The 21948-nt window shown below is 46.4% G+C and carries 22 protein-coding genes, 1 tRNA gene and 1 rRNA gene; 6 read left to right on the top strand and 18 right to left on the bottom strand.

Going from position 1 to position 21948, the window contains the following annotated elements; genetic code table 11:
- Positions 1 to 8: 8 nt before the first annotated feature.
- Positions 9 to 1364, bottom strand: a complete 1356-nt coding sequence (locus IQQ51_RS24220) for a serine hydrolase domain-containing protein (protein WP_193842327.1) — start codon at positions 1362 to 1364, stop codon at positions 9 to 11.
- Between the two features lie 92 nt (positions 1365 to 1456).
- On the opposite strand from IQQ51_RS24220, the gene IQQ51_RS24215 reads away from it, so the two are divergent.
- The gene (locus tag IQQ51_RS24215) at positions 1457 to 2452 is read left to right on the top strand and encodes a helix-turn-helix domain-containing protein (RefSeq protein WP_059019098.1); all 996 of its coding nucleotides are present in this window, start codon (positions 1457 to 1459) and stop codon (positions 2450 to 2452) included.
- Positions 2453 to 2498: 46 nt separating this feature from the next.
- Here IQQ51_RS24215 and IQQ51_RS24210 read toward each other — a convergent pair whose 3' ends face one another.
- On the bottom strand, positions 2499 to 3614 hold the full coding sequence (locus IQQ51_RS24210) for a hypothetical protein (RefSeq protein WP_193842326.1): 1116 nt from the start codon (positions 3612 to 3614) through the stop codon (positions 2499 to 2501).
- A gap of 330 nt (positions 3615 to 3944) precedes the next feature.
- Between IQQ51_RS24210 and IQQ51_RS24205 the strand changes: the two genes are divergently transcribed.
- A complete protein-coding gene (locus tag IQQ51_RS24205) occupies positions 3945 to 5279 on the top strand; it encodes an MATE family efflux transporter (protein WP_193842325.1) in 1335 nt (444 codons plus the stop codon).
- Between the two features lie 83 nt (positions 5280 to 5362).
- Here the strand turns inward: IQQ51_RS24205 and IQQ51_RS24200 are convergent, their stop codons facing one another.
- The 14 genes from IQQ51_RS24200 to phnC all read right to left on the bottom strand — a co-directional run bounded on the left by IQQ51_RS24200 (position 5363) and on the right by phnC (position 16726).
- A complete protein-coding gene (locus IQQ51_RS24200; RefSeq protein ID WP_193842324.1) occupies positions 5363 to 6004 on the bottom strand; it encodes a DapH/DapD/GlmU-related protein in 642 nt (213 codons plus the stop codon).
- The gene (gene phnP / locus IQQ51_RS24195) at positions 6001 to 6762 is read right to left on the bottom strand and encodes a phosphonate metabolism protein PhnP (protein ID WP_193842323.1); all 762 of its coding nucleotides are present in this window, start codon (positions 6760 to 6762) and stop codon (positions 6001 to 6003) included. Before phnP ends, IQQ51_RS24200 begins: the two co-directional genes overlap by 4 nt.
- Positions 6759 to 7415, bottom strand: a complete 657-nt coding sequence (gene phnN, locus IQQ51_RS24190) for a ribose 1,5-bisphosphokinase (protein WP_193842322.1) — start codon at positions 7413 to 7415, stop codon at positions 6759 to 6761. The genes phnP and phnN overlap by 4 nt, the downstream gene beginning before the upstream one ends.
- Before the next feature lie 3 nt (positions 7416 to 7418).
- Positions 7419 to 8552 (bottom strand): alpha-D-ribose 1-methylphosphonate 5-triphosphate diphosphatase, encoded by a 1134-nt coding sequence (gene phnM / locus IQQ51_RS24185; protein WP_052879138.1) that lies wholly within the window; start codon positions 8550 to 8552, stop codon positions 7419 to 7421.
- A gap of 15 nt (positions 8553 to 8567) precedes the next feature.
- Positions 8568 to 9293, bottom strand: a complete 726-nt coding sequence (gene phnL, locus IQQ51_RS24180; protein ID WP_048609050.1) for a phosphonate C-P lyase system protein PhnL — start codon at positions 9291 to 9293, stop codon at positions 8568 to 8570.
- Between the two features lie 10 nt (positions 9294 to 9303).
- The gene (phnK, locus tag IQQ51_RS24175; RefSeq protein WP_017066704.1) at positions 9304 to 10131 is read right to left on the bottom strand and encodes a phosphonate C-P lyase system protein PhnK; all 828 of its coding nucleotides are present in this window, start codon (positions 10129 to 10131) and stop codon (positions 9304 to 9306) included.
- Positions 10128 to 11048: an alpha-D-ribose 1-methylphosphonate 5-phosphate C-P-lyase PhnJ gene (locus tag IQQ51_RS24170; RefSeq protein WP_048612809.1), complete on the bottom strand. Its 921-nt coding sequence runs from the start codon at positions 11046 to 11048 to the stop codon at positions 10128 to 10130. Before IQQ51_RS24170 ends, phnK begins: the two co-directional genes overlap by 4 nt.
- A complete protein-coding gene (locus IQQ51_RS24165) occupies positions 11045 to 12151 on the bottom strand; it encodes a carbon-phosphorus lyase complex subunit PhnI (RefSeq protein WP_193842321.1) in 1107 nt (368 codons plus the stop codon). The genes IQQ51_RS24170 and IQQ51_RS24165 overlap by 4 nt, the downstream gene beginning before the upstream one ends.
- Positions 12136 to 12756, bottom strand: a complete 621-nt coding sequence (phnH, locus tag IQQ51_RS24160) for a phosphonate C-P lyase system protein PhnH (RefSeq protein ID WP_059019136.1) — start codon at positions 12754 to 12756, stop codon at positions 12136 to 12138. Before phnH ends, IQQ51_RS24165 begins: the two co-directional genes overlap by 16 nt.
- Before the next feature lie 93 nt (positions 12757 to 12849).
- Positions 12850 to 13296: a phosphonate C-P lyase system protein PhnG gene (gene phnG / locus IQQ51_RS24155; RefSeq protein WP_193842320.1), complete on the bottom strand. Its 447-nt coding sequence runs from the start codon at positions 13294 to 13296 to the stop codon at positions 12850 to 12852.
- Complete coding sequence (phnF, locus tag IQQ51_RS24150; RefSeq protein ID WP_017066709.1) at positions 13297 to 13992, bottom strand: phosphonate metabolism transcriptional regulator PhnF; 696 nt, start codon at positions 13990 to 13992, stop codon at positions 13297 to 13299.
- Between the two features lie 68 nt (positions 13993 to 14060).
- Positions 14061 to 14849 carry a phosphonate ABC transporter, permease protein PhnE gene (gene phnE, locus IQQ51_RS24145; RefSeq protein ID WP_086774585.1) on the bottom strand — a complete coding sequence of 263 codons (789 nt, stop codon included), beginning with the start codon at positions 14847 to 14849 and terminating at the stop codon, positions 14061 to 14063.
- A gap of 51 nt (positions 14850 to 14900) precedes the next feature.
- A complete protein-coding gene (gene phnD / locus IQQ51_RS24140; protein WP_193842319.1) occupies positions 14901 to 15896 on the bottom strand; it encodes a phosphonate ABC transporter substrate-binding protein in 996 nt (331 codons plus the stop codon).
- Between the two features lie 17 nt (positions 15897 to 15913).
- Positions 15914 to 16726 (bottom strand): phosphonate ABC transporter ATP-binding protein, encoded by an 813-nt coding sequence (gene phnC, locus IQQ51_RS24135; RefSeq protein ID WP_017067518.1) that lies wholly within the window; start codon positions 16724 to 16726, stop codon positions 15914 to 15916.
- 596 nt (positions 16727 to 17322) lie between these two features.
- Here phnC and IQQ51_RS24130 point away from each other — a divergent pair.
- The 4 genes from IQQ51_RS24130 (at position 17323) to IQQ51_RS24115 (ending at position 21240) form a co-directional block, all read left to right on the top strand.
- A complete protein-coding gene (locus IQQ51_RS24130; RefSeq protein ID WP_193842318.1) occupies positions 17323 to 17988 on the top strand; it encodes a helix-turn-helix transcriptional regulator in 666 nt (221 codons plus the stop codon).
- A 24-nt stretch (positions 17989 to 18012) separates the two neighbouring features.
- Positions 18013 to 18396 (top strand): RidA family protein, encoded by a 384-nt coding sequence (locus IQQ51_RS24125; protein ID WP_017111552.1) that lies wholly within the window; start codon positions 18013 to 18015, stop codon positions 18394 to 18396.
- 37 nt (positions 18397 to 18433) lie between these two features.
- The gene (locus IQQ51_RS24120; RefSeq protein WP_017102501.1) at positions 18434 to 19840 is read left to right on the top strand and encodes a cation:dicarboxylate symporter family transporter; all 1407 of its coding nucleotides are present in this window, start codon (positions 18434 to 18436) and stop codon (positions 19838 to 19840) included.
- A 77-nt stretch (positions 19841 to 19917) separates the two neighbouring features.
- On the top strand, positions 19918 to 21240 hold the full coding sequence (locus IQQ51_RS24115) for a CoA-disulfide reductase (protein ID WP_193842317.1): 1323 nt from the start codon (positions 19918 to 19920) through the stop codon (positions 21238 to 21240).
- 199 nt (positions 21241 to 21439) lie between these two features.
- Here the strand turns inward: IQQ51_RS24115 and IQQ51_RS24110 are convergent.
- Positions 21440 to 21530, bottom strand: a tRNA-Ser gene (locus tag IQQ51_RS24110).
- A 69-nt stretch (positions 21531 to 21599) separates the two neighbouring features.
- Positions 21600 to 21715: ribosomal RNA gene (gene rrf / locus IQQ51_RS24105) — 5S ribosomal RNA — on the bottom strand.
- Positions 21716 to 21948 lie beyond the last annotated feature (233 nt).

Genomic DNA, 21948 nt, shown 5'->3' with positions numbered 1-21948 from the left:
CACAGACATTACTTGTCAGCAAGTAGTTTTGCTGCTGAACGCATTAGTGCAGGGCCTTTATTCTCACCAAAACCTGAGTGGTATGGGTTGGTTGAGAACATCACACCCACAAAGTCACGCGCCGGATCGATGTAAATAAATTGGCCTAGGTTGCCGCTTTTCGACATCGCACCATCGTTAAAAATGAAATCAAACTGGTATGCGTTGTAGTCTGCTTTTTCGTTGTATGCGTGCAGTGAACTGCTCTCTTTGCTAGTACCTACGAATGCTTTTGGATCACCGCCGTTGCGGATACGATCGATCACAGCTTGTGACACCACTGGCTCATCAGCCACCGCTTTCCAGCTAGGTGTAAATAGTGTTCCCCAGCGAGCCATGTCTTCTACCGTTGATGAAACCAAGCCAACCGCAATCGCCATGCCATCTGGCGTCAAGTTGAATTGCATTGGTTGACGTGCGTGCACTTTTGACCAAACACGATCTTCGAATACCTGAGTCCAAGTTTTGTTTTCAACGTTTTCAACTAACTTAGTCAGCACCATGGTGTTGATAGAAGCGTAACGGAAATGGTCACCGGCTTTTTCACCTTCAAGCTTTTGCGCGCCCTTAGCTACATCCATCCAAGTTTCCATCTCACCCGTTTTTGCTCTTGGTGAGTTAAACGATGCCGCAAAGAAGCGCACTACATCAGAATCTGGGTTCAAGATAGACTCTAATGTCTCTTCATTGTCTAGCGCGGTCGACATGTTCAGAACTTGGTGTACTGTGATGCCATCCCAGTTTGTTCCTTTCAATTCAGAAACATACTCAGCGATCTCTTTTTCAGGGTCGACTTTGCCTTCTTCCACTAACATCGCAATCACAGTACCAACCGTCGTTTTTGCTGTAGATGCCCAAACATGCGTATCTGTCGGCTTCATACCCGGGTAAGCTTCGTAAACGATCTCCCCTTTGTGAATCAACATAAAGCCTTGGGTACGGAACTGTTCATCCGCCAAGTACTCATCCATTGTCAACTGACCTTTGCTTTCAGTATTAACTTTGAGTGCAGCGAGTCGTGGGTCGATATTTTTGACTAAAGGCTTGTACTCTTCGTTTGGAGCCGCCAGTGCCGTTGGTAGAAACTCACTCATGTGCATGTTGTAGTAAACGCTGTGGTCGCCGCCCATCTGCCAATGAAAGTTATTGAATAACTCACGAGCTGAGTCAGTAAAACTTGGGGTAAATGCTGTGCTCGCCTCTTTCACGGTCAAGGTAACTTGAGCACCTTCAACTTTTAGAGCTTCTTCAACTGGGTTTGCTGCAAGAGCAAATGATGATGCGGTCGCTAACGATACTAGAACGGCAATGTGTTTAAGTTTCATAATTGTTCTCCTGTTTGGGTTAGGAGAAGTATAGGGAGATGCGCTACACTTAATTAGGTCACTTGGTGACATTTAATGGTAGGCACAAAACAATGAAAGCATCATCGAACACCACCAGCATACTGCTCACTTCGACCAGTAACATTGCTCCATATATTCAGTATTGTGACAAACATAGACTGGATTGGCGCACCGTCGCCGTTGCGTGCGGTCTACCTATTGAGCTGACACAATCCAATCAATGGCTTCCTACACAAGACGTAATTCGCTTCATTCATGGCCTTGAGCGTAAGTTTGGCTATTCGATAGGGATTGAGGTTGGACGTAAAGCCTCTCTAGAACAATTGTCACCTGAGCTAAACCGAAAAATTGAACAATGCACTTCACTCGAGCAAGCGGTACGCTGCTTGATTACTGAAATATCGACCTTAAGTAATCACGTCACCATATGGACGGAAAAAAGCGATGGATTGTGGTGGCTGTGTCATCGAAGTTGCTATCACCCATCGACCTCAGGTTTTGAACAAGCAGAATGGTTTCGCGCCCTGACCGTGATTAGCCTATGCCGTAAGTTCATTGACAGTCGCTGGCAACCATCACACGCCAAGTTGGTCTCTAAGCACAACAGCGCACGTAAATTACCCAAGCATTTCTTTGATTCTGATATTCAGTTTGAAGAGCAATACGGTGCGTTCTCGATTCCGCTGCCCGATGATTATCGTGCCATTTCAGAACAAAATAGTACCCAAGACTGGCATCACGCTGTCGAGATATTAATAGACACCTATGCAACTCTACCTTGGTTCAATATTGAGTGGTTTGCGACCATGCTCGGCATGACAAAACGAACGCTGCAGAGAAACCTAAAGAGAAAAAACATTCTCTTTAAAGAAGCCAAAGAACAAGTTCGGGAAGCTAAAGCAAAACAGTTACTCGAAGAGAGCGACCTTTCTGTTCAAGACATCAGTTGGCAAGTGGGTTACAGCGACCTGAGTAATTTCAATCGTGCATTCAAAGGTTGGGTTGGACAAACAGCCCCAGACTATCGTCGCCAGAGCCAGAACTCAGAAACAAAAAATCCGACCTAATGGCCGGACTAATTATAAACACATAAAGCAGGTGACACCGACGGCGTTAATCAAGCAATGCTCGCGCATTATCGCCTTGCTCATAGATGCAAAGACTAACACTGGATAGGATTTTGATATCCTCTAAAGTCACGAGCAACGAATTGATGCCATTGGAGAGGTTTTGATTCAAACGGTTAACTATGAGTTGCACCTTAGCAATATCCTCTCTTGCTTTTGGAACACGAGTGTTCATAAAGTTAAACCACTTTTCATTCATATTACGAGACACTTTGGCGAGTACCTCTGTATTGGTAATTGTGAATGGTTTATCCAATGTCCCACCATCACGCAGAATATCGTAAATAATGTGGCCGTTCTTTTTCGCCACCATCATATTTTTGGTATTAAGTTGCAGTTCACCAATGTGGCCGTTTTCCATCTCTAGGAAGAATTTAATATCTTTGTATCCGGCATCCGTTGCACCACAGTTATATTTGGCTTTTACACCTTTACTGGTGCCATAACGATCTTTCATCGCCGATTGGTGGTGCTTGAGCTTGTCGAACTCTGTTGACAGAGCGATGATGGACTTAGCAGCAACCATATCTTGCATAGTTTCAAAAACGATCGTCATTCGGGCCGCATCTTTTAGATCGCCGATATCATAATGACGTTTACGATTGGTAATTTTATCTAACGCACCATGAAAATCTTTAACCCCTAAGTAAGCACCCGGTGGTTGTTTCAACGTGCCATTACAGACAGAAGCAACTTTAACGGCGTATTCTTTTAGAGCTGCCTGTGCTTCAACCGTCTCCATAAACATCATGAAAAGCTGCTTTTTCTTAAGCGTGGCATTTGCAACCTGATTTCGAGAACCAGCATCTAAATTCCCACTGGCAAGCTTTTGGCTCGTTGCGTCATCCAAGTAATCATTAATTTTCTCTTTCTGAGTCATGATGTCTAATATCACTTGGTCTTGTTGCTTGTTCGCAGCATTTAAGTAGTCAAAGTTTTCTATCTTCTGTCTCAACGCCTGCAGCCTTTGGTTGTAGTCTTCAACATTAACTAAACGGAAACCTTGAGACATGATTCCTTGCTGGTTTATCTTCGCCAATACCTTTGCTTTGTTTTTTCTTACTTGATCTGCGGTGATCTGGATGACTTCTGTCCCTGACATATTTAGTTCCCTCTCAAATATGAGTTAGTTAAACGCAACTCCTGTGCTTATTAAACGATACTAGTTTATAGATACTGGAATTACATTAAGCAACAATGATAAGCCTATAAAATAAATGAGGTTTGAGATACGGTTCTATAAATTAGCTCACTAAAACCTTGCCGTACAAGTTAGTTATTTAACCGATCAACTCGAACACGAAATCTTCGCGCCCCATAGATCTCCTGTCATTTATTGGTATCCTACGGGCCTTACGTTATCCTTAACGCAAATCTTCATTGAGAGGTTCATCAATAAAGTGAATCGACCTTCAAGAATAATAAGAGTGCTATGAATTCTACGACCGCAACTCCCTCGCCTTCTCTTGGCCGACAACTCTATACAATGACATGGCCAATGCTGTTTGGGGTGCTCTCCCTGATGAGCTTCCAACTTGTAGACAGTGCTTTTATTGGCCAGTTAGGCGTACTGCCGCTCGCGGTTCAAGGTTTCACGCTACCAATTCAGATGATCATTATCGGGATTCAGGTCGGGCTAGGCATCGCGACAACGGCTGTGATTGCGAGAGCGATTGGCGCCAACGAGATACGCTACGCCAAACAGCTCGGCGGATTGGTGGTTGCGATGGGCAGCGTGAGTGTCGCGCTGTTCTCCGTCATCATCTACCTACTTCGTGGTCCTATTTTGCAACTCCTCGATGCACCACCAACGGTACTGCCGATCATTGATTCTTACTGGATCTATTGGCTGGTAAGCTCTTGGACAGGTGCACTGCTCTACTTTTTCTACAGCGTGTGTCGTGCCAATGGTAATACCATGCTGCCCGGTTCGATGATGATCGCGACCAGTATCATCAACTTGATATTGGACCCGATTTTCATCTTCACGCTCGACATGGGCATCAACGGAGCCGCGATTGCGACCATCTTGGCGTTCGGTGCGGGTATCTTTATCGTTGCTCCGAAGGTGACTAAGAAGCATTGGATGACATTCGACTGGCACGATCTCGACATCGGCAAGAGTGTTCGCTCCATCGGTAACATCATGGGGCCAGCCATGATCAGCCAATTGCTGCCACCAGTCTCTTCGATGCTCGCCACCAAACTGCTTGCAGGCTATGGCACAGCAGCCGTTGCAGCTTGGGCGCTAGGTTCACGTTTTGAATTCTTTTCGATTGTTGCAGTGCTTGCTCTGACTATGTCGATGCCACCTATGATTGGTCGCATGTTGGGAGAAAAGAACCTAGGGAACATACGTAGTCTTGTGAAGATTGCTGTGATGTTTGTATTAGGGTTCCAATTAGTGATCGCACTGGTCACCTGGGTGTTCTCTGGCGGGTTGGCAAATCTCATGACCAGCGAAGACGAAGTCTCGACCATTTTGAACTACCACTTACTTATCGTTCCTATCAGTTTAGGGCCTTTGGGCATCTGTATGCTGATGGTTTCTATCTCTAATGCGCTTGGCAAGTCTTATACTGCCTTGACGATATCAGCACTGCGCCTGTTTGCTTTCTTCTTACCTTGTTTATGGGTTGGTTCGCAGCTTGCTGGCATTGAAGGCCTATTCTGGGGTGCCATGGTAGGTAATGTACTTGCCGGCACTTGTGCATGGTTTATGTACCAACGAGCACTTGGGCAAGTCGAAGCGAGACTAGCCAAATAGGTAATTGAACAGCTAGAGCGTTATGAACGAAAAAGCAGCCACTTAGGCTGCTTTTTCGTTTTAAGATTTAAAGGGTATCTAGTTTAAACTTGCTCAAAGTGACTCAAAAATTCGCCGCAATCTTTTTGGAAAAGGGGCAAAGCCTCCCCGAGTTTTTCATCATCCCAATGCCACCATTCAAGGCTTTCTAACCGCTCGGCATAACTAGGGTCATCAAACCGAGGACGCAACACTTTGGCAGGGTTACCAACCACAATTGAGTATGGCGGTACGTCTTTGGTCACCACGCTACCCGCGCCAACGATCGAACCATTACCAATCGTAATACCCGGAAGAACAATCACGCCGTGACCAATCCACACATCGTGTCCAACCTGTACTTTGTCTTCTTCACGCCACGAGAACACCTCATCGTCCAATGAAGTAGGGTCTTCACCTAGTTGATACTTGCCCGGGCGATAAGTGAAATGATGCAACGTTGGACGCCACCACGGATGGTTGCTCGGGTTCAGGCGAACCGCCGCCGCAATGGATGTGAACTTACCAATCTCGGTAAACATCAGGTTACAGTCATTTTGGATGTAGCTGTAGTCTCCGACTTGCACGTTATTTAGCACGCAACGGTCGGCGATTTCAGTCCAACGCCCTAGTTCAACATTGTGCAGTTTACTGCTGTCAGCAACGCTAGGTTCGCTGTTCAGGGTTGGGGAAAGTGGTTGGCTCATAGGGTTATCTCCTCGCCATCGTTGAGAATGCGCAGTCGCTCTGAAAAGGCTTGTGGATGTTGCTCAGCCCAGCCAAGCATGTGGTGGCTCACATGAATCAAGCCTAGATTTTTGGGGCGACAGGTTTCATCGATGTCTAAAATATGGTGGAAGTCGTTGTGGTTTAGGCTAGCTCGAGGGTCTTCAATTGGCGAGTAATTACAATCGGTAATTAACCAATCAACGGGAAACTCTTTCAACCAACGCTCAGTTTGTTTTGGCAGCCCTACCGTATCGGTTAAATAAGCCAAGCGCTTGCCATCAAATTCAAAGTAATAACCAAGACAAAGTTTAGAGTGATTGAGGGGCAGAGGCGTGATGGTAATTCCCTGCCAATAAAATGATTTAAATGCTTGTGCTCGCAGGGAAAAGTCCAAGATACCAGGGTGTTTATAAAGATCGTCGCAGCCAAGCGGGTCATCCGGTGAAATCACCGAGATCTTATCGCCAGCGCCCCAGCGAAGATCAAACAAACTATGAACATGATCCATGTGGTAATGAGTCAATAAGATCTTGTCTATCGAGCCCGCAGGAAAACGGCACATAAGATCAGGAGCATTGGCATCCAGTAGTAAAAACTTGCCATTATGTTCAAGGTAAGCCGATGACTTTTCACGCCTCAAATTTGAGTCTTCGCGGGCAGCACCACACACCGAACAATCACACCCATAAACCGGTACCATCGCACTGTTGGCTGTGCCTAACATGGTTAACTTCATGCGACACCACCTATGGGTTCTGCGAGCCTTTCAGCTTGTTCTTTTAAACGGGCAAACTGCGCAATGCTCTGCTCAAGCGTACCGCTATTATCAATACACAGCGTATTATTGAGAGCCGATGAGCCTGATGCTGAATCGATACAATAGTCTGCCGCGCGTTGTAAGCGAAGGGCAATCTGCGCTTCACTCTCTCGTCCGCGAGCTCGCAAGCGTGCTTCTAACACCTCGGGGTTAACGCTCACCACAACAGGGACTAATCGTTCGCCAAACAACTCTCTTGCCGCATCCAAATACGCACGTGAGCCATTAACCACGACACTCAAACCGGCATCCATCCACTGATACACTTCTTGGCCAATGCCATAACTCATGCCGTGCGCTTGCCAACTCATCGCGAACATATTGCGTGAGTAGCGAATGAAGAACTCATCATCACTAAGCTCTACGTGGTTTTCGCCACCAGCATCCGCCGCACGTGTGATGTAGCGATGGGCGACCACCAAGTCTTCAACAAACTGCTCTCGTAGCGCTGAGATAATTGAATCTTTACCAGCTCCAGAAGGACCAATTACGTAATAAAGCTGACCCGGTTTGTCAGCTTTAGGGGCAGCGTTCACCACCCCATTCACATCAAATGAGTGACCTTTAGACATGGATTAGAATACCTTCTTGCCTTCACGCCACACACGAGATACTAGCTGGTGATCATCCAAACGATGCGCTAATACCAGATCTGCACGCTTACCTTCCGCGATGACACCACGGTCAGTTAAGCCAAGAGCTTGTGCAGGATTCAATGTCGCCAATTGCACCGCCTGTGCTACATCGAGGTTATTGCGCTCATCATTCACTAGCGTAAATACCGCGTCTAGCAAACTCACTGGGTAATAATCGGAAGACAAAATATCCAACACGCCCAAAGACGCCAGTTCATGCGCTGCGACGTTACCCGAGTGCGAACCGCCACGAATCACGTTTGGCGCACCCATCATTACCTTCAATCCCAATTCGTGAGAACGCTTTGCCGCTTCAACTGTGGTTGGAAACTCTGCGATAACCATGCCCAACTCTTTAGATTCCGTGACATGCGCGCTGGTTGCATCATCATGGCTTGCGGTTGGAATGTTCAAATCACGACACTGACGGGTGATCTCATCACGGTTCTGTTTCGACCAACGCTGTGACTGAGCAACCTGGTCTTTTTCGTAGACTGCCATTTCAGCATCCGTCATGTTGTACTTGCCCTGATAGTAAGTACGGTACTTATCAATGTTCACAAATTGACGCTGACCCGGTGCGTGATCCATCAAGGATACTAACTGTACTTCTGGCATATTCACGTAACGCTCAAACAAACTAACGGTAGTCGAGTGCGGCACTTCACAACGCAAGTGAATACGGTGCTCGGCACGGGTTAAACCACGTTTCTGACTCTCGGCTACGGTATTAATAAACTGATCGAGATTCTCTTGGCGATTGCCATCTCGGTAGTCACCTAAAGCAACCGCATCAAGCACCGTGGTGATGCCCGATCCAATCAGCTGAGTATCATGCGCGCTCATTGCCGAAAGCGGTGGCCAGTTTACCTTTGGTCTTGGCGTGAAGTACTTCTCTAGATTGTCGGTATGCAGCTCAATTAAACCCGGCATCAAGAAGCCATTCTCACCATCAAAGGCACCCGGAAGCTGGCTAGTAGAGTCAGACATGTTGGCAATCACGCCGTCTCGCAGCTCAACAGAGCCACGCACTACTTCATTTTCAAGCACCAGATTTACGTTGGTAATAATCATTTGCGTCAGCTCCCTTTACGCACACGCTGTGGTGAGTTGTTTTGGTGAAATGTCTTTTTGTAGCTTCACGTCATACAGTCGGTCAGCGACCAAATCTCGTGTTGCTTCGTCATGAAAGATACCGATGATTGCAGCGCCGCCTGCTTTGGCTTCTTCAATCAAACTCACGACTACCGCACTGTTGGTGGCATCAAGCGAAGCCGTTGGCTCATCAAGCAGTAGGATTGGGTAATCAACAATAAAACCACGTGCGATGTTCACACGCTGCTGTTCACCACCAGAAAAGGTTGCAGGCGCTAAGTGCCACAAATGCTCAGGTACGTTTAAGCGAGTCAGCAGTAACTTAGCTCTCTCTTGTGCTTCTTGCGCGCAGCCACCCATTTCCAACATAGGTTGCATCACTACTTCCAGTGCACTGATACGTGGAATGACACGTAAGAACTGGCTCACCCAACCTATGGTGTGCTTGCGCACGTTGATGATTTCTCTTGGTGTCGCTTTCGCAAGGTCGAGCGTACTGCCTTGGTGTACAACGTTAATTGAGCCAGAGTCCACTAGGTAGTTGGCATATAGCGCGCGCAATAGCGTTGATTTACCTGAACCTGAATGACCGTGTAAAACCACACATTCACCACTGTCTACTGAGAAGTTCGCACCAGTGAGAACTGGCAGTTCAACGCCATTTTGATTGTGCAGCACAAAGGTTTTGCTGACGTTGTTTACGGTTAATTTGGTATTCATGTCATCGTCCTTAATTCTGCAATACAGAAGAAACTAGCAATTGTGTGTATGGGTGTTGAGGATCATCAAGCACTTGATCGGTAAGGCCACTTTCTACTACTTCACTGCGGCGCATCACCATTAATCGATGGGCAAGCAAGCGAGCTACAGCAAGATCGTGGGTTACGATCACCACGGCCAGTTCAAGCTCTGTCACCAAGCGGCGAAGAAGATCGAGCAACTTAGCTTGTACAGATACATCCAAACCACCTGTCGGCTCATCCATAAAGATCAACTTAGGGTGAGTCACAAGGTTGCGAGCGATCTGTAATCTCTGCTGCATACCACCAGAAAAAGTCGTCGGCATGTCATCCATTCGATCCGTTGGGATCTCAACATCACCGAGCCATTTCGCGGATTTCTCACGAATTTCGCCATAGTTACGTTCGCCTACGGCCATTAGGCGCTCACCAATGTTGCCGCCCGCCGATACTCGACCTCGCAAGCCATCCATTGGATGTTGATGCACCACGCCCCACTCTGTGCGAAGCAAGTGACGACGTTGGCTTTCTGCCATTTGGTATAAATCTTCCAGTTGTGAGATTTGTTTATCCGCGTCACCACGCAAGTAAATCACTTCACCGCTGTCTGGGGTTTGACGGCCAGAAAGCGACTTCAATAAGGTACTTTTACCCGAGCCCGACTCACCCACAATGCCTAACACTTCTCCAGGGAAAAGGTCAAAAGATACGTTCTGAAAGCCCTTACCCGGCGCATAAAGCTTAGTGAGATTAGAGACAGACAACAGAGGCTGCTCTGACTGGTTCCATTCGTGTTTCATGTTCGTCACAGCGTTCATGCGTTGTTCTCCTGTTGTTCGCGACAGTAATCCGTGTCTGAACACACGAACATATGTGAGCCTTGGTCATCCATAACGACTTCATCAAGGAAAGTATCCGTCGAACCACAAATCGCACATGGCTCGTCCCATTGTTGAATCTCAAATGGGTGATCTTCAAAATCTAGACTTTGAACCTTGGTGTAAGGAGGAACGGCGTAAATACGCTTTTCACGACCCGCGCCAAACAATTGCAATGCGGCCATGTTGTCCATTTTTGGATTATCGAATTTAGGAATTGGCGATGGATCCATGATGTAACGATCGTTTACTCGCACTGGGTAAGCGTAAGCCGTAGAGATGTGGCCAAAACGAGCGATGTCTTCATACAGTTTGACGTGCATGATTCCGTACTCTTGCAGCGCATGCATTTTACGAGTCTCAGTTTCACGTGGTTCAATAAAGCGCAGCGGCTCTGGGATCGGCACCTGATACACCAAGATCTGATCTTCTTGAAGATCAACTTCAGGAATACGGTGACGAGTCTGAATAATGCTCGCTTCCGTCGTTTTTTCAGTCGTGTTTGCACTGGCAATGGACTTGAAGAACTCGCGAATCGACACGGCGTTTGTTGTGTCATCTGCACCTTGGTCAATCACTTTTAGCGTGTCTGGCTGGCCAATTATTGCAGCGGTGATCTGCACACCACCCGTTCCCCAACCGTAAGGCATTGGCATTTCGCGACCGCCAAATGGCACTTGATAACCCGGAATGGAAACTGCTTTAAGCAAAGCACGGCGAATCATTCGCTTGGTTTGCTCATCAAGGTAACCGTAGTTGTAACCCGTCGCACCTACTGGGCTCTGAGATGCTGTTTCTTCAGCATTGAATGTCGCTGAAGCGTTACCCACCGGTGCATTAAGCGTTGCAGTGTTCATGACTGACCTCCTTGTTCGTCATTACCTGGCTGAGCCATCAATTCATCGTGCTCTTTGTGCATTTTTCTCAGCAGTTCCAGTTCTGCTTGGAAATCGACGTAGTGAGGAAGTTTAAGGTGAGAGACAAAGCCTGCGGCTTCTACGTTGTCTGAGTGAGAAAGCACAAACTCTTCATCTTGAGCTGGGCCATCGACAGGCTCATCGTATTCTGCGGCTTGCAAAGAACGGTCAACCAACGCCATCGACATTGCTTTACGTTCAGTAGCACCGAACGTTAAACCGTAGCCACGAGTCAGTTTTGCTTTCTGTTGTTTGTTACCAACAAAGCCATTGATCATCTGGCACTCTGTCAGTTCAATTTCACCAATATCGATGCTGAAACCTAACTCTTCAGGCTCAATCGATAGCGTTGAAAAACCCGTACGAATCTCGCCCGCGAAAGGGTGATTACGACCATAGCCACGTTGGGTTGAGTAGCTCAGTGCCAATAAGAAACCTTCATCGCCGCGCACCAAATTTTGTAGGCGTGCGCTGCGGTTACATGGGTAGTTCACCGGATTCATGGTGATGTCTTCTGGTACTTGTTGGTCATCTTCTTCGGTCAACATCATGTCGAGGTTTTCGAGAATGCCGAGCACCTGAGGGCAAGGTTCAGAATCAGTCACATCTTGCGTGGGGATCTGCGGTGTTTCCCCTTCGGCAAGTAGGCTGAAATCCAATAAGCGGTGCGTGTAATCGTAGGTTGAGCCTAAGATCTGACCGCCCGGTAAATCTTTATAGGTTGCTGAAATACGACGTTCAATTCGCATTGTATTGGTATCAACGGGTAGCGCAGTGATCAGGCGAGGTAACGTGGTGCGATAGGCACGCAACAAGAAGATAGCTTCAACCAAATCACCTGCGGCTTGTTTGATGGCCAATGCCGCGAGTTGTTTGTCATAAATTCCGCCTTCCGTCATCACTCGGTCTACCGAACCTGACAGCTGTTCTTGAATCTGTTCAACGCTTAACTCTGGTAATTCAGGATTGCCGCGACGCTTCTTCGCTTGCAGTTGGTGCGCCAGACTAATGGCCTTTTCACCACCTTTTACAGCAACGTACATGTTGTCGCCTCCACTTTAGTTGTACGAGGCAAACACAGCGCTTGCTGGTTCGCCACAAAGATAAAGTCGACACCTAATGGGAACTTCACCAATGATTGACGTTCTTTAAGGTGAGCAATAAAGCCCGCCGGTAATCCGCTAAAAAACGCAGCTTGTTCACTTTGAATACCCGGGCCACTCAGAGACAGCTCAGTTCCAGACGTCAAGCTATCAACTTCAATCACAACTGTTGTTGAGGTATCTGGGTACTCTTCGTTGCCGAGATTGAATGTCAGTTCTGACCAATCAACATCCTGTAGATCTTGTGCTGAAATCGCAGCAAAGCTCGCTTGTTGAGTCTGCTCTACAATCGGTGCGCCAATGTGAAACTTGATGTTTTCAGTCACCGCGTGATCAGCTTTTAATGTCGAAGATAGCCAGATCGGCGTTGCATTGTCGGCCATGGAAAGTAGCGTTTGAGCGGCTGCACTCATCATTGAACCAAAGCCTTCGCAACGATTTAGTGTTACGACGGTACCGGGTTCAGACATCGCCTTGAGCAGCAATCGAAAGCACTGCTGACTGTCATGAACTGCATCTTGAAATGCAGGAGAAATCATACTCATTGAATTCGTTCTAACCTGTTTAATTCGTTAATCTTATTCTTGAATGACATGTAGTTATTCTGCTTACCTGCGAAGCTAATCTTCTCCGCGGACCTAATCTTCACCGCGAACCATGGTAAAAAAGTCCACTTTGCTTGAAGCCACTTCTTGGCGACGTTGACTGTCTCGTTCATGTTTCATCGCAGCCAAAGGCTCTATCAGTTGCGTGTTGATCACTTCGGCTTGCTGTCCGTTTTGCATCAGGGCATCGACGACGGCTGCTAGCTCTGCATGAGGCTTGCTTCGCCCCTGTAGGTAGCTGTAACCAAGCTCTCCACTCGTTAGCTTGATAACGGCGCGAGTAATCGTGACATCCCCCATGTTGAACTGACGACCTGTTGAGCCCATACGTGCACGCACTTGTGCTAAACCAATCTCTGGTTGGCGAACCATTGCGTATTCTGCGTCTAGCTCTAATGCTTCCCAGCGCGTTTTCAATTCTGAGAACTGGCTCTGCGCGAGTACTGACATCCACTTTTGTCGCTCTTTCAAAGCTGTCATTTAGTGCTCCATTACAATTTCGGTTGCGTCGGCACGGGTGTTCGAACTTGAAAATTCTGCTATCACTTGCGTGCCTTTGATTACGTTGGTGGTTTTAATTTTGAGTAGCGGTGTACTGGTGCTAATTTGCAACAAACGACACTCTTCATTGGTTGGGATTTTCGCGCCCACTCGAGTCTCTTTTCGCTCTAAATCAGTATCCAAACCACGCTGAATAAATTGGTGCAAAGAACCGTTGGTGAAGTTCTTGAGAATCGGCCACCACGCCACATTGGGTAGATAGTGGTCGATAATGGTTCTCGGTGTATCTCCGGTTTTTCGCAGGGTACGGATGTGAATAACCTTGCTCCCCTCTTCAATCTTCAAGTAGCCCGCAATCTTTGGGGGTACATTGATAAGACGAGATTGAAGCACCTCACATCTTGGCATCGCACCTTGCTCAATCAGGTTCTTGGTGAAATGAGCTCCTGAGTGAAGTCGATATTCACTTGGCTGACGAATCACCATGTTGCCTTTGCCTTGGTGGCGTTGAATCAAGCCCGTTGACACGAGTTCATCGACTGCGCGGCGAAGCGTGTGACGGTTTACTGCAAAGCGCTCAGCCAATTTGGATTCAGGTGGTAAGTAGTCACCTGGCACAAAGTGGTCTTTCACTTCCTTTTCAAGCTCTGAGGCAATATCTAAGTAAACGGGCATAAGGGTTTCCTTTCTTAAAATTCAATCACTTATCTAGACAAGTTTGGTTAAATAGGCATCTGAGATGCCTAGATAAACTTCTTACGGATGATTTGAGAAACGAAGTCGATAATGCTTACCGTCACAATAACAATCGCCATGATTGCTGCGGTTTGTTGCAGCTGGAAACCTGAAATAGATTGCCAAAGCAGCACACCGATACCGCCTGCGCCAACCATGCCGACAACCGTTGCCGAGCGAATGTTCGACTCCAAGCGGTACAGTGAGTACGAAATCCAAAGTGGCAACACCTGTGGAATCACGCCGTAAAGAATCACTTCGATAGGATTCGCGCCTGTCGCTTTCACACCTTCCATCGGTCCGGGTTCAATCGCTTCAATCGCTTCGGCAAAGAGCTTGGCAAGTACGCCAGTTGTGTGAATGAACAGCGCCATCACGCCTGCAAATGGCCCTAATCCGACAACCACGACAAACAGCATCGCAAACACCATTTCATTGATAGCGCGTAAACAGTCCATCAATCGACGAATTGGAAATGTCACCCAGCTCGGCATCAGGTTTTCAGCACTCAGAATGCCGAATGGGATTGCTAACAGAATCGATAACACGGTTCCCCAAATACCCACTTGAATCGTCACCAGCATTTCGGTTAAGTAGACATTGCTTTCACTAAAGTCAGCAGGGAAAAAGTCTTTACCTAGCTGAACCATGTTCTCTGGGTGTTCAAAGAACATCATTGGTGCCATTTCTGCGCCTTGCCACGCCCAACTAAGGACCAGTAGTGCTATCACAGCAATCACGCCGTTTTTAATCGACAGCTTTGATGAAGGCTCGTAACGTTGAGTCATTGCAGTCATTGTTCTCATACTCTTTTATAGCGCCGCCCACAGCAGCGCAGGGGAATTGGATTAACCTTCCAGCGCATCAATTTCTGTTTGCAGCTGGTCGATTTCGGCTTGGTATTGCGCCATACGATCGGCTCTCACTTTCTCGCTAAGGTTGCTGTTGTTTTCCGCTTCAACCAGCTTCTTAAACGCTTCCATTTGACGGATAGGCAGTAGTTGGTTGTTATCGGTAGCAGCAAAGCCAGACCAAGCCAGTTGATTTAGGTTTTTAAGCTGCTCAGGCTGTTCGCCGTAGCTCACGAAGAAATCACGCGCCTTTTGTTTCAAGCCTTCATCTAAGTCTTTACGGTAGGTAATCACATCTGATGGAATGAGCTCTGACTGCCAAACCACCTTGAGCTTGCTAAACAGCTCAGGGTTCTGGTCTTCAATGCGAATAAGGCTCATGGTGTGATTAGTTGCGACATCGACTTGGTTATTCGCTACGGCCATCACGTTAGCGCCATGGCTTGCGGTCACATTGCGGTGAAAGTCATTCGCAGAGATGCCATTGTTGGCAAATGCTTCGAAGTTCGGAACGAGGAAGCCCGAAGTAGAATTAGGATCGCCATTACCAAGCTTGAGTGTTTTGTGTTGCTCTAGAACATCTTCAAGCGTGTTGATGTTGTCGTTTTCAGCGTTAACAATCAGTAAGCTGTAATAACCCTGTAAGCCATCTTCATCGATGTAACGAACGAAGGCTTCAGCGTTTGCACGGTCAACAGCTTCCATTGCCGCCTTGTTTCCGTAGTAAGCAAAATCCACTTTGCCAAAACGTTGTGCCTGAATGATGCCTGCGTAATCGGGTGCGAAATAGGCGTTCACTGGCATGCCTAACGCTTTACCTAGGTCATCCAAAAGAGGCTCCCAGCGGCTACGCAAGTTTTGTTGTGCATCGGTTGCGATGATGCCAAAGTTAATCGAATCTTTAGCAAAAGCGTGGCCAGCAGTGAGAGTCGTCATCAACACAGTTGCTAGCGTCACGGCCTTCTTAATCCCTGATTTCATTGAATGAAACATCTTAAATTCCCTGATACTTAAAAAGACGCAGCGAGCACGTCGTTAGGTTGAATATGTGGCGTGTTTGTCGATTTTTTAGAACGATATAGATCTTCAAGCTGAGGCTTAGTCAGTTCCGCACTCTTTCCTTCGTAGAACACTTGGCCGTCTTTAAGCGCGATGATGTTTTCGCAATACTTAAGAGCGTGGTCGACTTGGTGGAGTGTTACGATCACAGGAATGCCTTCCTTTTGATTGATATCCGTAAGCAGCTCCATCACGATGCGTGCTGATTCTGGATCAAGCGAAGCAATTGGCTCATCGGCAAAAATGATTTTGGCTTTCTGCATCAGCGCACGTGCGATTGCGACACGCTGTTGTTGGCCACCTGATAGGTTACCAACGCGTTGGCCTGCAAAATCTTCCATACCAACGCGACGCAGTGCTTCAAGCGCTTCTTGCTGTTGTTCAACCGTAAAAATACCCGTCAGAGTGCGCCACTTAGGTGTAGAGCTCAGTGCGCCAATCAGTACATTGGTCATCACAGATAAGCGGTTAACGAGATTGAATTGTTGGAAGATGTAACCCGCTTGCGCACGGATGTCGCGAACATTGCTGTCTGCCTTACCGTTCGCCTGTACCGTTTGGCCAAGCACGTTAATTTGAGAGTCGGTGCTTTTATCTCCGATGATCAGACCGCTTAAGTGACGAAGCAGTGTAGATTTACCTGAACCAGACGGACCAAGTAGCGCCGTCATCTTACGACTGGTAATCGTCAAATTGATGCCATTCAGTGCCTTGTTCGAACCGAATGTTTTGTTGACCTTCTTAACTTCAATGATGTTATTCATCGTCAATGTCCCTGTTTGATTTAAGGCCACTTTGACGTTTGAATATTAAAGTTACGTGTCGGTTTATTTGCAGAAATGAAATATTTCAAGGGGTTAGTTAACTTGTCTAGACAAGCTTAACTCGCTGTTTTAAATACCAAAAAATCAAGAGATTTGCGGGAGAATATCAACTTATATACGGAGGTAATTCACAGTAATTTGACAATAAAAAGCTCAATAAAAATCGCAGCGTCTTGGAGTTCTCCAAGTAATAGATACACACCTCCAATAACTAACAAGCTCACATATAAAAAAGCATCCCATTATGGAATGCTCGTTTCACCTCAATCGAAAATTTGTTCTAGATCATTAAAGCCTTCAAAAATGCAATCTTTGGTTTTAAATATGTAAACCTTGATGAAGTTTAAGAAATTAAACCTAATTTACCTATTTCGAGTGATCACGTTCAAATTTCGTTCTTGATTTAGCTCTAAAACTTACGACTTGTTGATGTTTTAGACGTTTACGTCAGGTTTACAGAAGTTTACTGCGTATTGTGGAAATACCACCAAAGGAGTAGATTTCAGTCATTGAGTTCAAAAATGTAAACCGAAATCATGAATGTAAAACAAGTTCGATTCACCGATGAAGACAGAGAATGTTTAAACAATTACTTCCGCTTGGCGGACACAATTGCTGACTTGATTGGCCCTTACTGCGAAGTGGTCATTCACTCCTTTGAAAGCCTAGAAAACTCTGTCGTGAAGATCGTCAATGGTCATCACACAGGTCGTGAAATCGGCTCGCCTATCACCGATTTAGGTTTACGCATGTGGAGTACATTCGAGAAAACTGGCGAAGTTTCTCCAAAGAGCTATTTCACCAACGCAGCAGACGGTTCCCTACTGAAATCGACTACCTGCGTACTGGCTGGTCCACAACAAAAGCCGATCGGCATGCTGTGTATCAACATGAACTTATCTTTCCCATTTCCAGAAATCGTCAAAACGCTGATGCCGCAGTGCAATGTGCCGCAAGCCATTGTCAGCGAGACATTCAGCAACAATGCAAATGATGTGATTCAGCAAGCATTGAGTTCAGCCATTAACGAGGTTGACCAAGACGAGTCGGTTTCTTCCAAAGGTCGCAATAAAGCCATCATTCGTTGTTTATTTGATAACGGCGTATTTGAGCTAAAAGAGACGACTACACAAGTATCAGAGCAACTTGGGATCAGCCGACAGGCGGTTTACAAGTTTATCCGTGAATTTAAATCAGAATAAAACCAATAATTTAGGAGTTACATCGTGAAACAGATCATTGCCACTGAACAAGCACCTGCAGCTATCGGCCCCTACTCACAAGGTACGTCTTACGGCGACATGGTTTATACATCAGGTCAATTACCTCTCGTTCCGGAAACCATGCAGTTTGTTGAGGGCGGCATCAAAGAGCAGGCTCGTCAGTCGCTAGAAAACTTAAAAGCTGTACTAGAAGCGAGTAATGCAGGACTGGACACAGTGCTTAAGACAACCTGCTTCCTATCTGACATGGAAAACTTCGTTGCCTTTAACGAAGTGTACACAGAGGTGTTTGGTACAGAGAACGCACCTGCTCGCTCTTGTGTTGAAGCAGCACGACTACCAAAAGACGCACTGGTTGAAGTTGAAGCCATCGCATACAAAAAATAACCGACTTAGGTATTAATGGGTATCATAGGAGATTCTCATGAGCGTTTCATTTATCGCATTAAGCGTACTGTTCTTTGGGTTCTACGCACTGCTGTCGAACTTCAAAAAGCAAAAGAAAAGTTTTAACTTCCGCGTACTGAGTGCGCTTGCTGCTGGCTTGTTGTTCGGTGGCGCAATTCAACTTGTTTTCGGTGTCGGCAACGTTGCGACCTCTGGCTTTGCTGAACTGATTTCAGTGTTCGGTAAAGGCTACATCAAACTTCTACAAATGATCGTTATCCCACTGGTATTCGTGGCGATGATCTCTTCGATCATGAACGTTGAAGGCGGCGGTGCGCTATCTCGCATCGCACCAAAAATCATCGGTATTCTACTTTTCACTTGTGCAATCTCAGCAGCCGTTGGTATCGCAAGTATTTACCTATTTGGTATCGATGCGAACGCACTAGTAAGCACTATCGGCACAAACAGTGCGATTGAAGCTCGCGGTGATTCACTGGTAGCAACACAAGATGCAATGGCGAGCAGTGGTCTGTCTGGTATGGCTCTGTCTATCATTCCAACCAACATCTTCGACATGCTAACGGGCTCTCAACGTACTTCTACGTTATCAACTGTACTGTTCGGTATGTTCCTTGGTTACTGTATCCTTCAAGTGAAAAACCGTAAGCCAGAGAAAGTGCAAAACTTCGTTGATTTCATCAACTCTGCAAAAGAAGTGGTGCTTTCAATGGTGCGTGAAATTCTGAAGCTAACGCCTTACGGTGTATTCGCTCTGATGACCACATTCATGATGACCAACGACCTGTTCGCACTTGCAGAGATGGGACGCTTCCTTCTAGCAAGCTACGTAGCAATTGGCGTTATGTTCGGCATCCACTTCGTCATGGTGTCAATGTTCGGTCTTTCTCCTGCTAAGTTCATGAAGAAAATCTGGCCAGTATTGGTGTTCGGTTTCGGTTCTCGCTCAAGCATGGCAGCTATCCCGCTAAACGTTGAAACACAAACTCAACGCCTAGGTGTAGATGAAGAAACAGCAAACATGTCAGCAACATTTGGTACCAGTATCGGTCAAAACGGTTGTGCAGGTATCTACCCAGCTATGCTAGCAATCATGGCGGCACAAGTAATGGGCATGCCTGTAGACTTGAGCTTCATCCTACAACTGATCGCTGTTATCGCAATTGCTTCATTCGGTATCGCAGGTGTCGGTGGTGGTGCAACGTTCGCAGCAGTAGCTGTACTGACCATCATGGGTCTAGACATCACAGTAGTCGCGATTCTAGTGTCTATCGAAGCGCTAATTGACATGGCTCGTACAGCGCTGAACATCTCAGGCTCTATGTTGTCAGGCGTTCTTACAGCGAAGAAGAATGGCTCATTGGATACTGAACAATACGACGCTGACGTTACAGCGACAGTATCAAAAGAAGCAGCAGTATAATTCTCAAACTTAATTAAGAGCACTCCACTTGAGTGCTCTTCTGTTTTTCCTGAGTTCAGGTTATTTAGGTAGTAAATATGAAAGTTGTTGTTATAGGCGGTAGCGCTGCGGGTATGAGTTTCGCAGCAAAATACAAACGTAATCAACCATCAGACGAAGTCATCGTTTTAGATAAGCGTAGCTACATCTCTTTCGGAGCCTGTGGCTTACCTTACTTTGCAGGCGGCATGTTTGATGACACCGAGCGAATGATCTCTCGTACGCCAGAACAAGCCATAAAATCTGGTTTAGATGTTCGTGTAGAAACGGAAATGGTGTCGTTCGACCGCACTGAAAAACACATTACAGTGCGTCACCAAAACGTAGACAGCACTATCGATTACGATATGTTGGTGATTGCGACAGGCGCACGTCCGATCGTTCCCTCATTCGGTGAATTCAATCCAGAACACGTATACACACTAACAAGCATGGAAGATGGCTTAGCAGTCAAAGAAGCGCTTAAAGACGATGCCAATCAACGCGTGTGTGTCATCGGTGCAGGCTTTATAGGCCTTGAAGTCTTTGATGCGGCACATGGCTTAGATAAGCATGTGACGATTATCGAACGTGAACAACACATCATGAGCCGTCAGTTCAGCCCAGAGAGCATTGAAGTAGTTGAAGGTGCGATTCGAGAATCCGGTGCTGACCTTAAAACAGGTTGCAGCGTGTCTACGATTCGCGATGCCGAGCAAGGTGGTTACATCGTAGAAACCGATAACGGCAATGTAGAAGCTGATATCGTAATCCTATCACTCGGTTTCAAACCAAATACTGAAGCATTCGCACTGCCAAAAGCAGCAAACGGCGCTCTGTTAGTGAATGAATATGGTGCCACTGAAGATGCTTACATCCATGCTGTAGGTGACTGTGCCGTTGTCCATCATATGGCACTAGGCAAACCCGTTTATGTTCCTCTTGCAACTACAGCCAACAAACAAGCACGCATGATGGCAGACAAGCTAGCAGGAAAAGACACTTACATGACGGGCTTCTTGGGGTCGTCTTGTTTGAAAGTACTCGATTACGAATTGGCATGTACCGGCGTATCTGAACTTCTGGCGAAAGAACATAGCTTAGATGTGAAAGTATCAACGATTTCAGATAAGAACCAAACTGATTACTACCCTGGCCAAGAAGACATCAAGGTGAAGTTGGTTTATCACCCAGAGACTAAGGTTCTTCTAGGTGGTGAGATAGTAGGTAAGAAAGGAGCGGTTGGCCGTATTAACGCACTAGCAGTTGCTATCACCGCTAAGATGACCACACAACAATTAGGCTACATGGATTTCTGTTACGCTCCCCCATTTTCACGTACATGGGATGCTCTAAACGTGGCAGGTAACGTCGCTAAGTAAGCGAACTGATTGTACTAGTCCCAAAGAATATTCATTTCAACATCAAAGCAGAGCGATTAAGCTCTGCTTTTTAGTGCTTAACACCAAAACACCGATGTTTAACTAACGGGTAATCTTCCACTTTGAAGTATTCAAAGGTTCTTTTGCCAAACTCAAGACGAAAAAAAGCCCGCTGATTTCTCAGCGGGCTTTCTAATGGTGGTGGAGGGATAGGGATTTGAACCCTAGAACCGCTATTAACGGTTGCCGGTTTTCAAGACCGGTGCTTTCGACCACTCAGCCATCCCTCCAACAAATTGTCATCAACAGATTAGTACACTGTTGAGGTTGTTATTTGCTATGCAAATAACGAAATCAAAGCCTGGCGATGTCCTACTCTCACATGGGGAAGCCCCACACTACCATCGGCGCTATTGTGTTTCACTTCTGAGTTCGGCATGGAATCAGGTGGGTCCACAATGCTATGGTCGCCAAGCAAATTTTGCTTTTACTTTCAGTTTTTTAAAAACTGAAGGCAAAATAATCTGGAAAACTGTATTTAAAAGTCTCTTTCAAACTCATTCAAGCGTTTGTACTTTGTTTCTGCTTTTAAAAAGCGGAGACAAATAGTTTTGAGTCCACAAAACCCCTTGGGTGTTGTATGGTTAAGCCTCACGGGCAATTAGTACAGGTTAGCTCAATGCCTCGCAGCACTTACACACCCTGCCT

This window comes from Vibrio sp. OPT18 (genome assembly GCF_015163615.1).
GTDB lineage: Bacteria > Pseudomonadota > Gammaproteobacteria > Enterobacterales > Vibrionaceae > Vibrio > Vibrio coralliirubri.
Note: the sequence above shows the minus strand (reverse complement) of the source record. Positions and strands in the feature narration are given on the sequence as shown.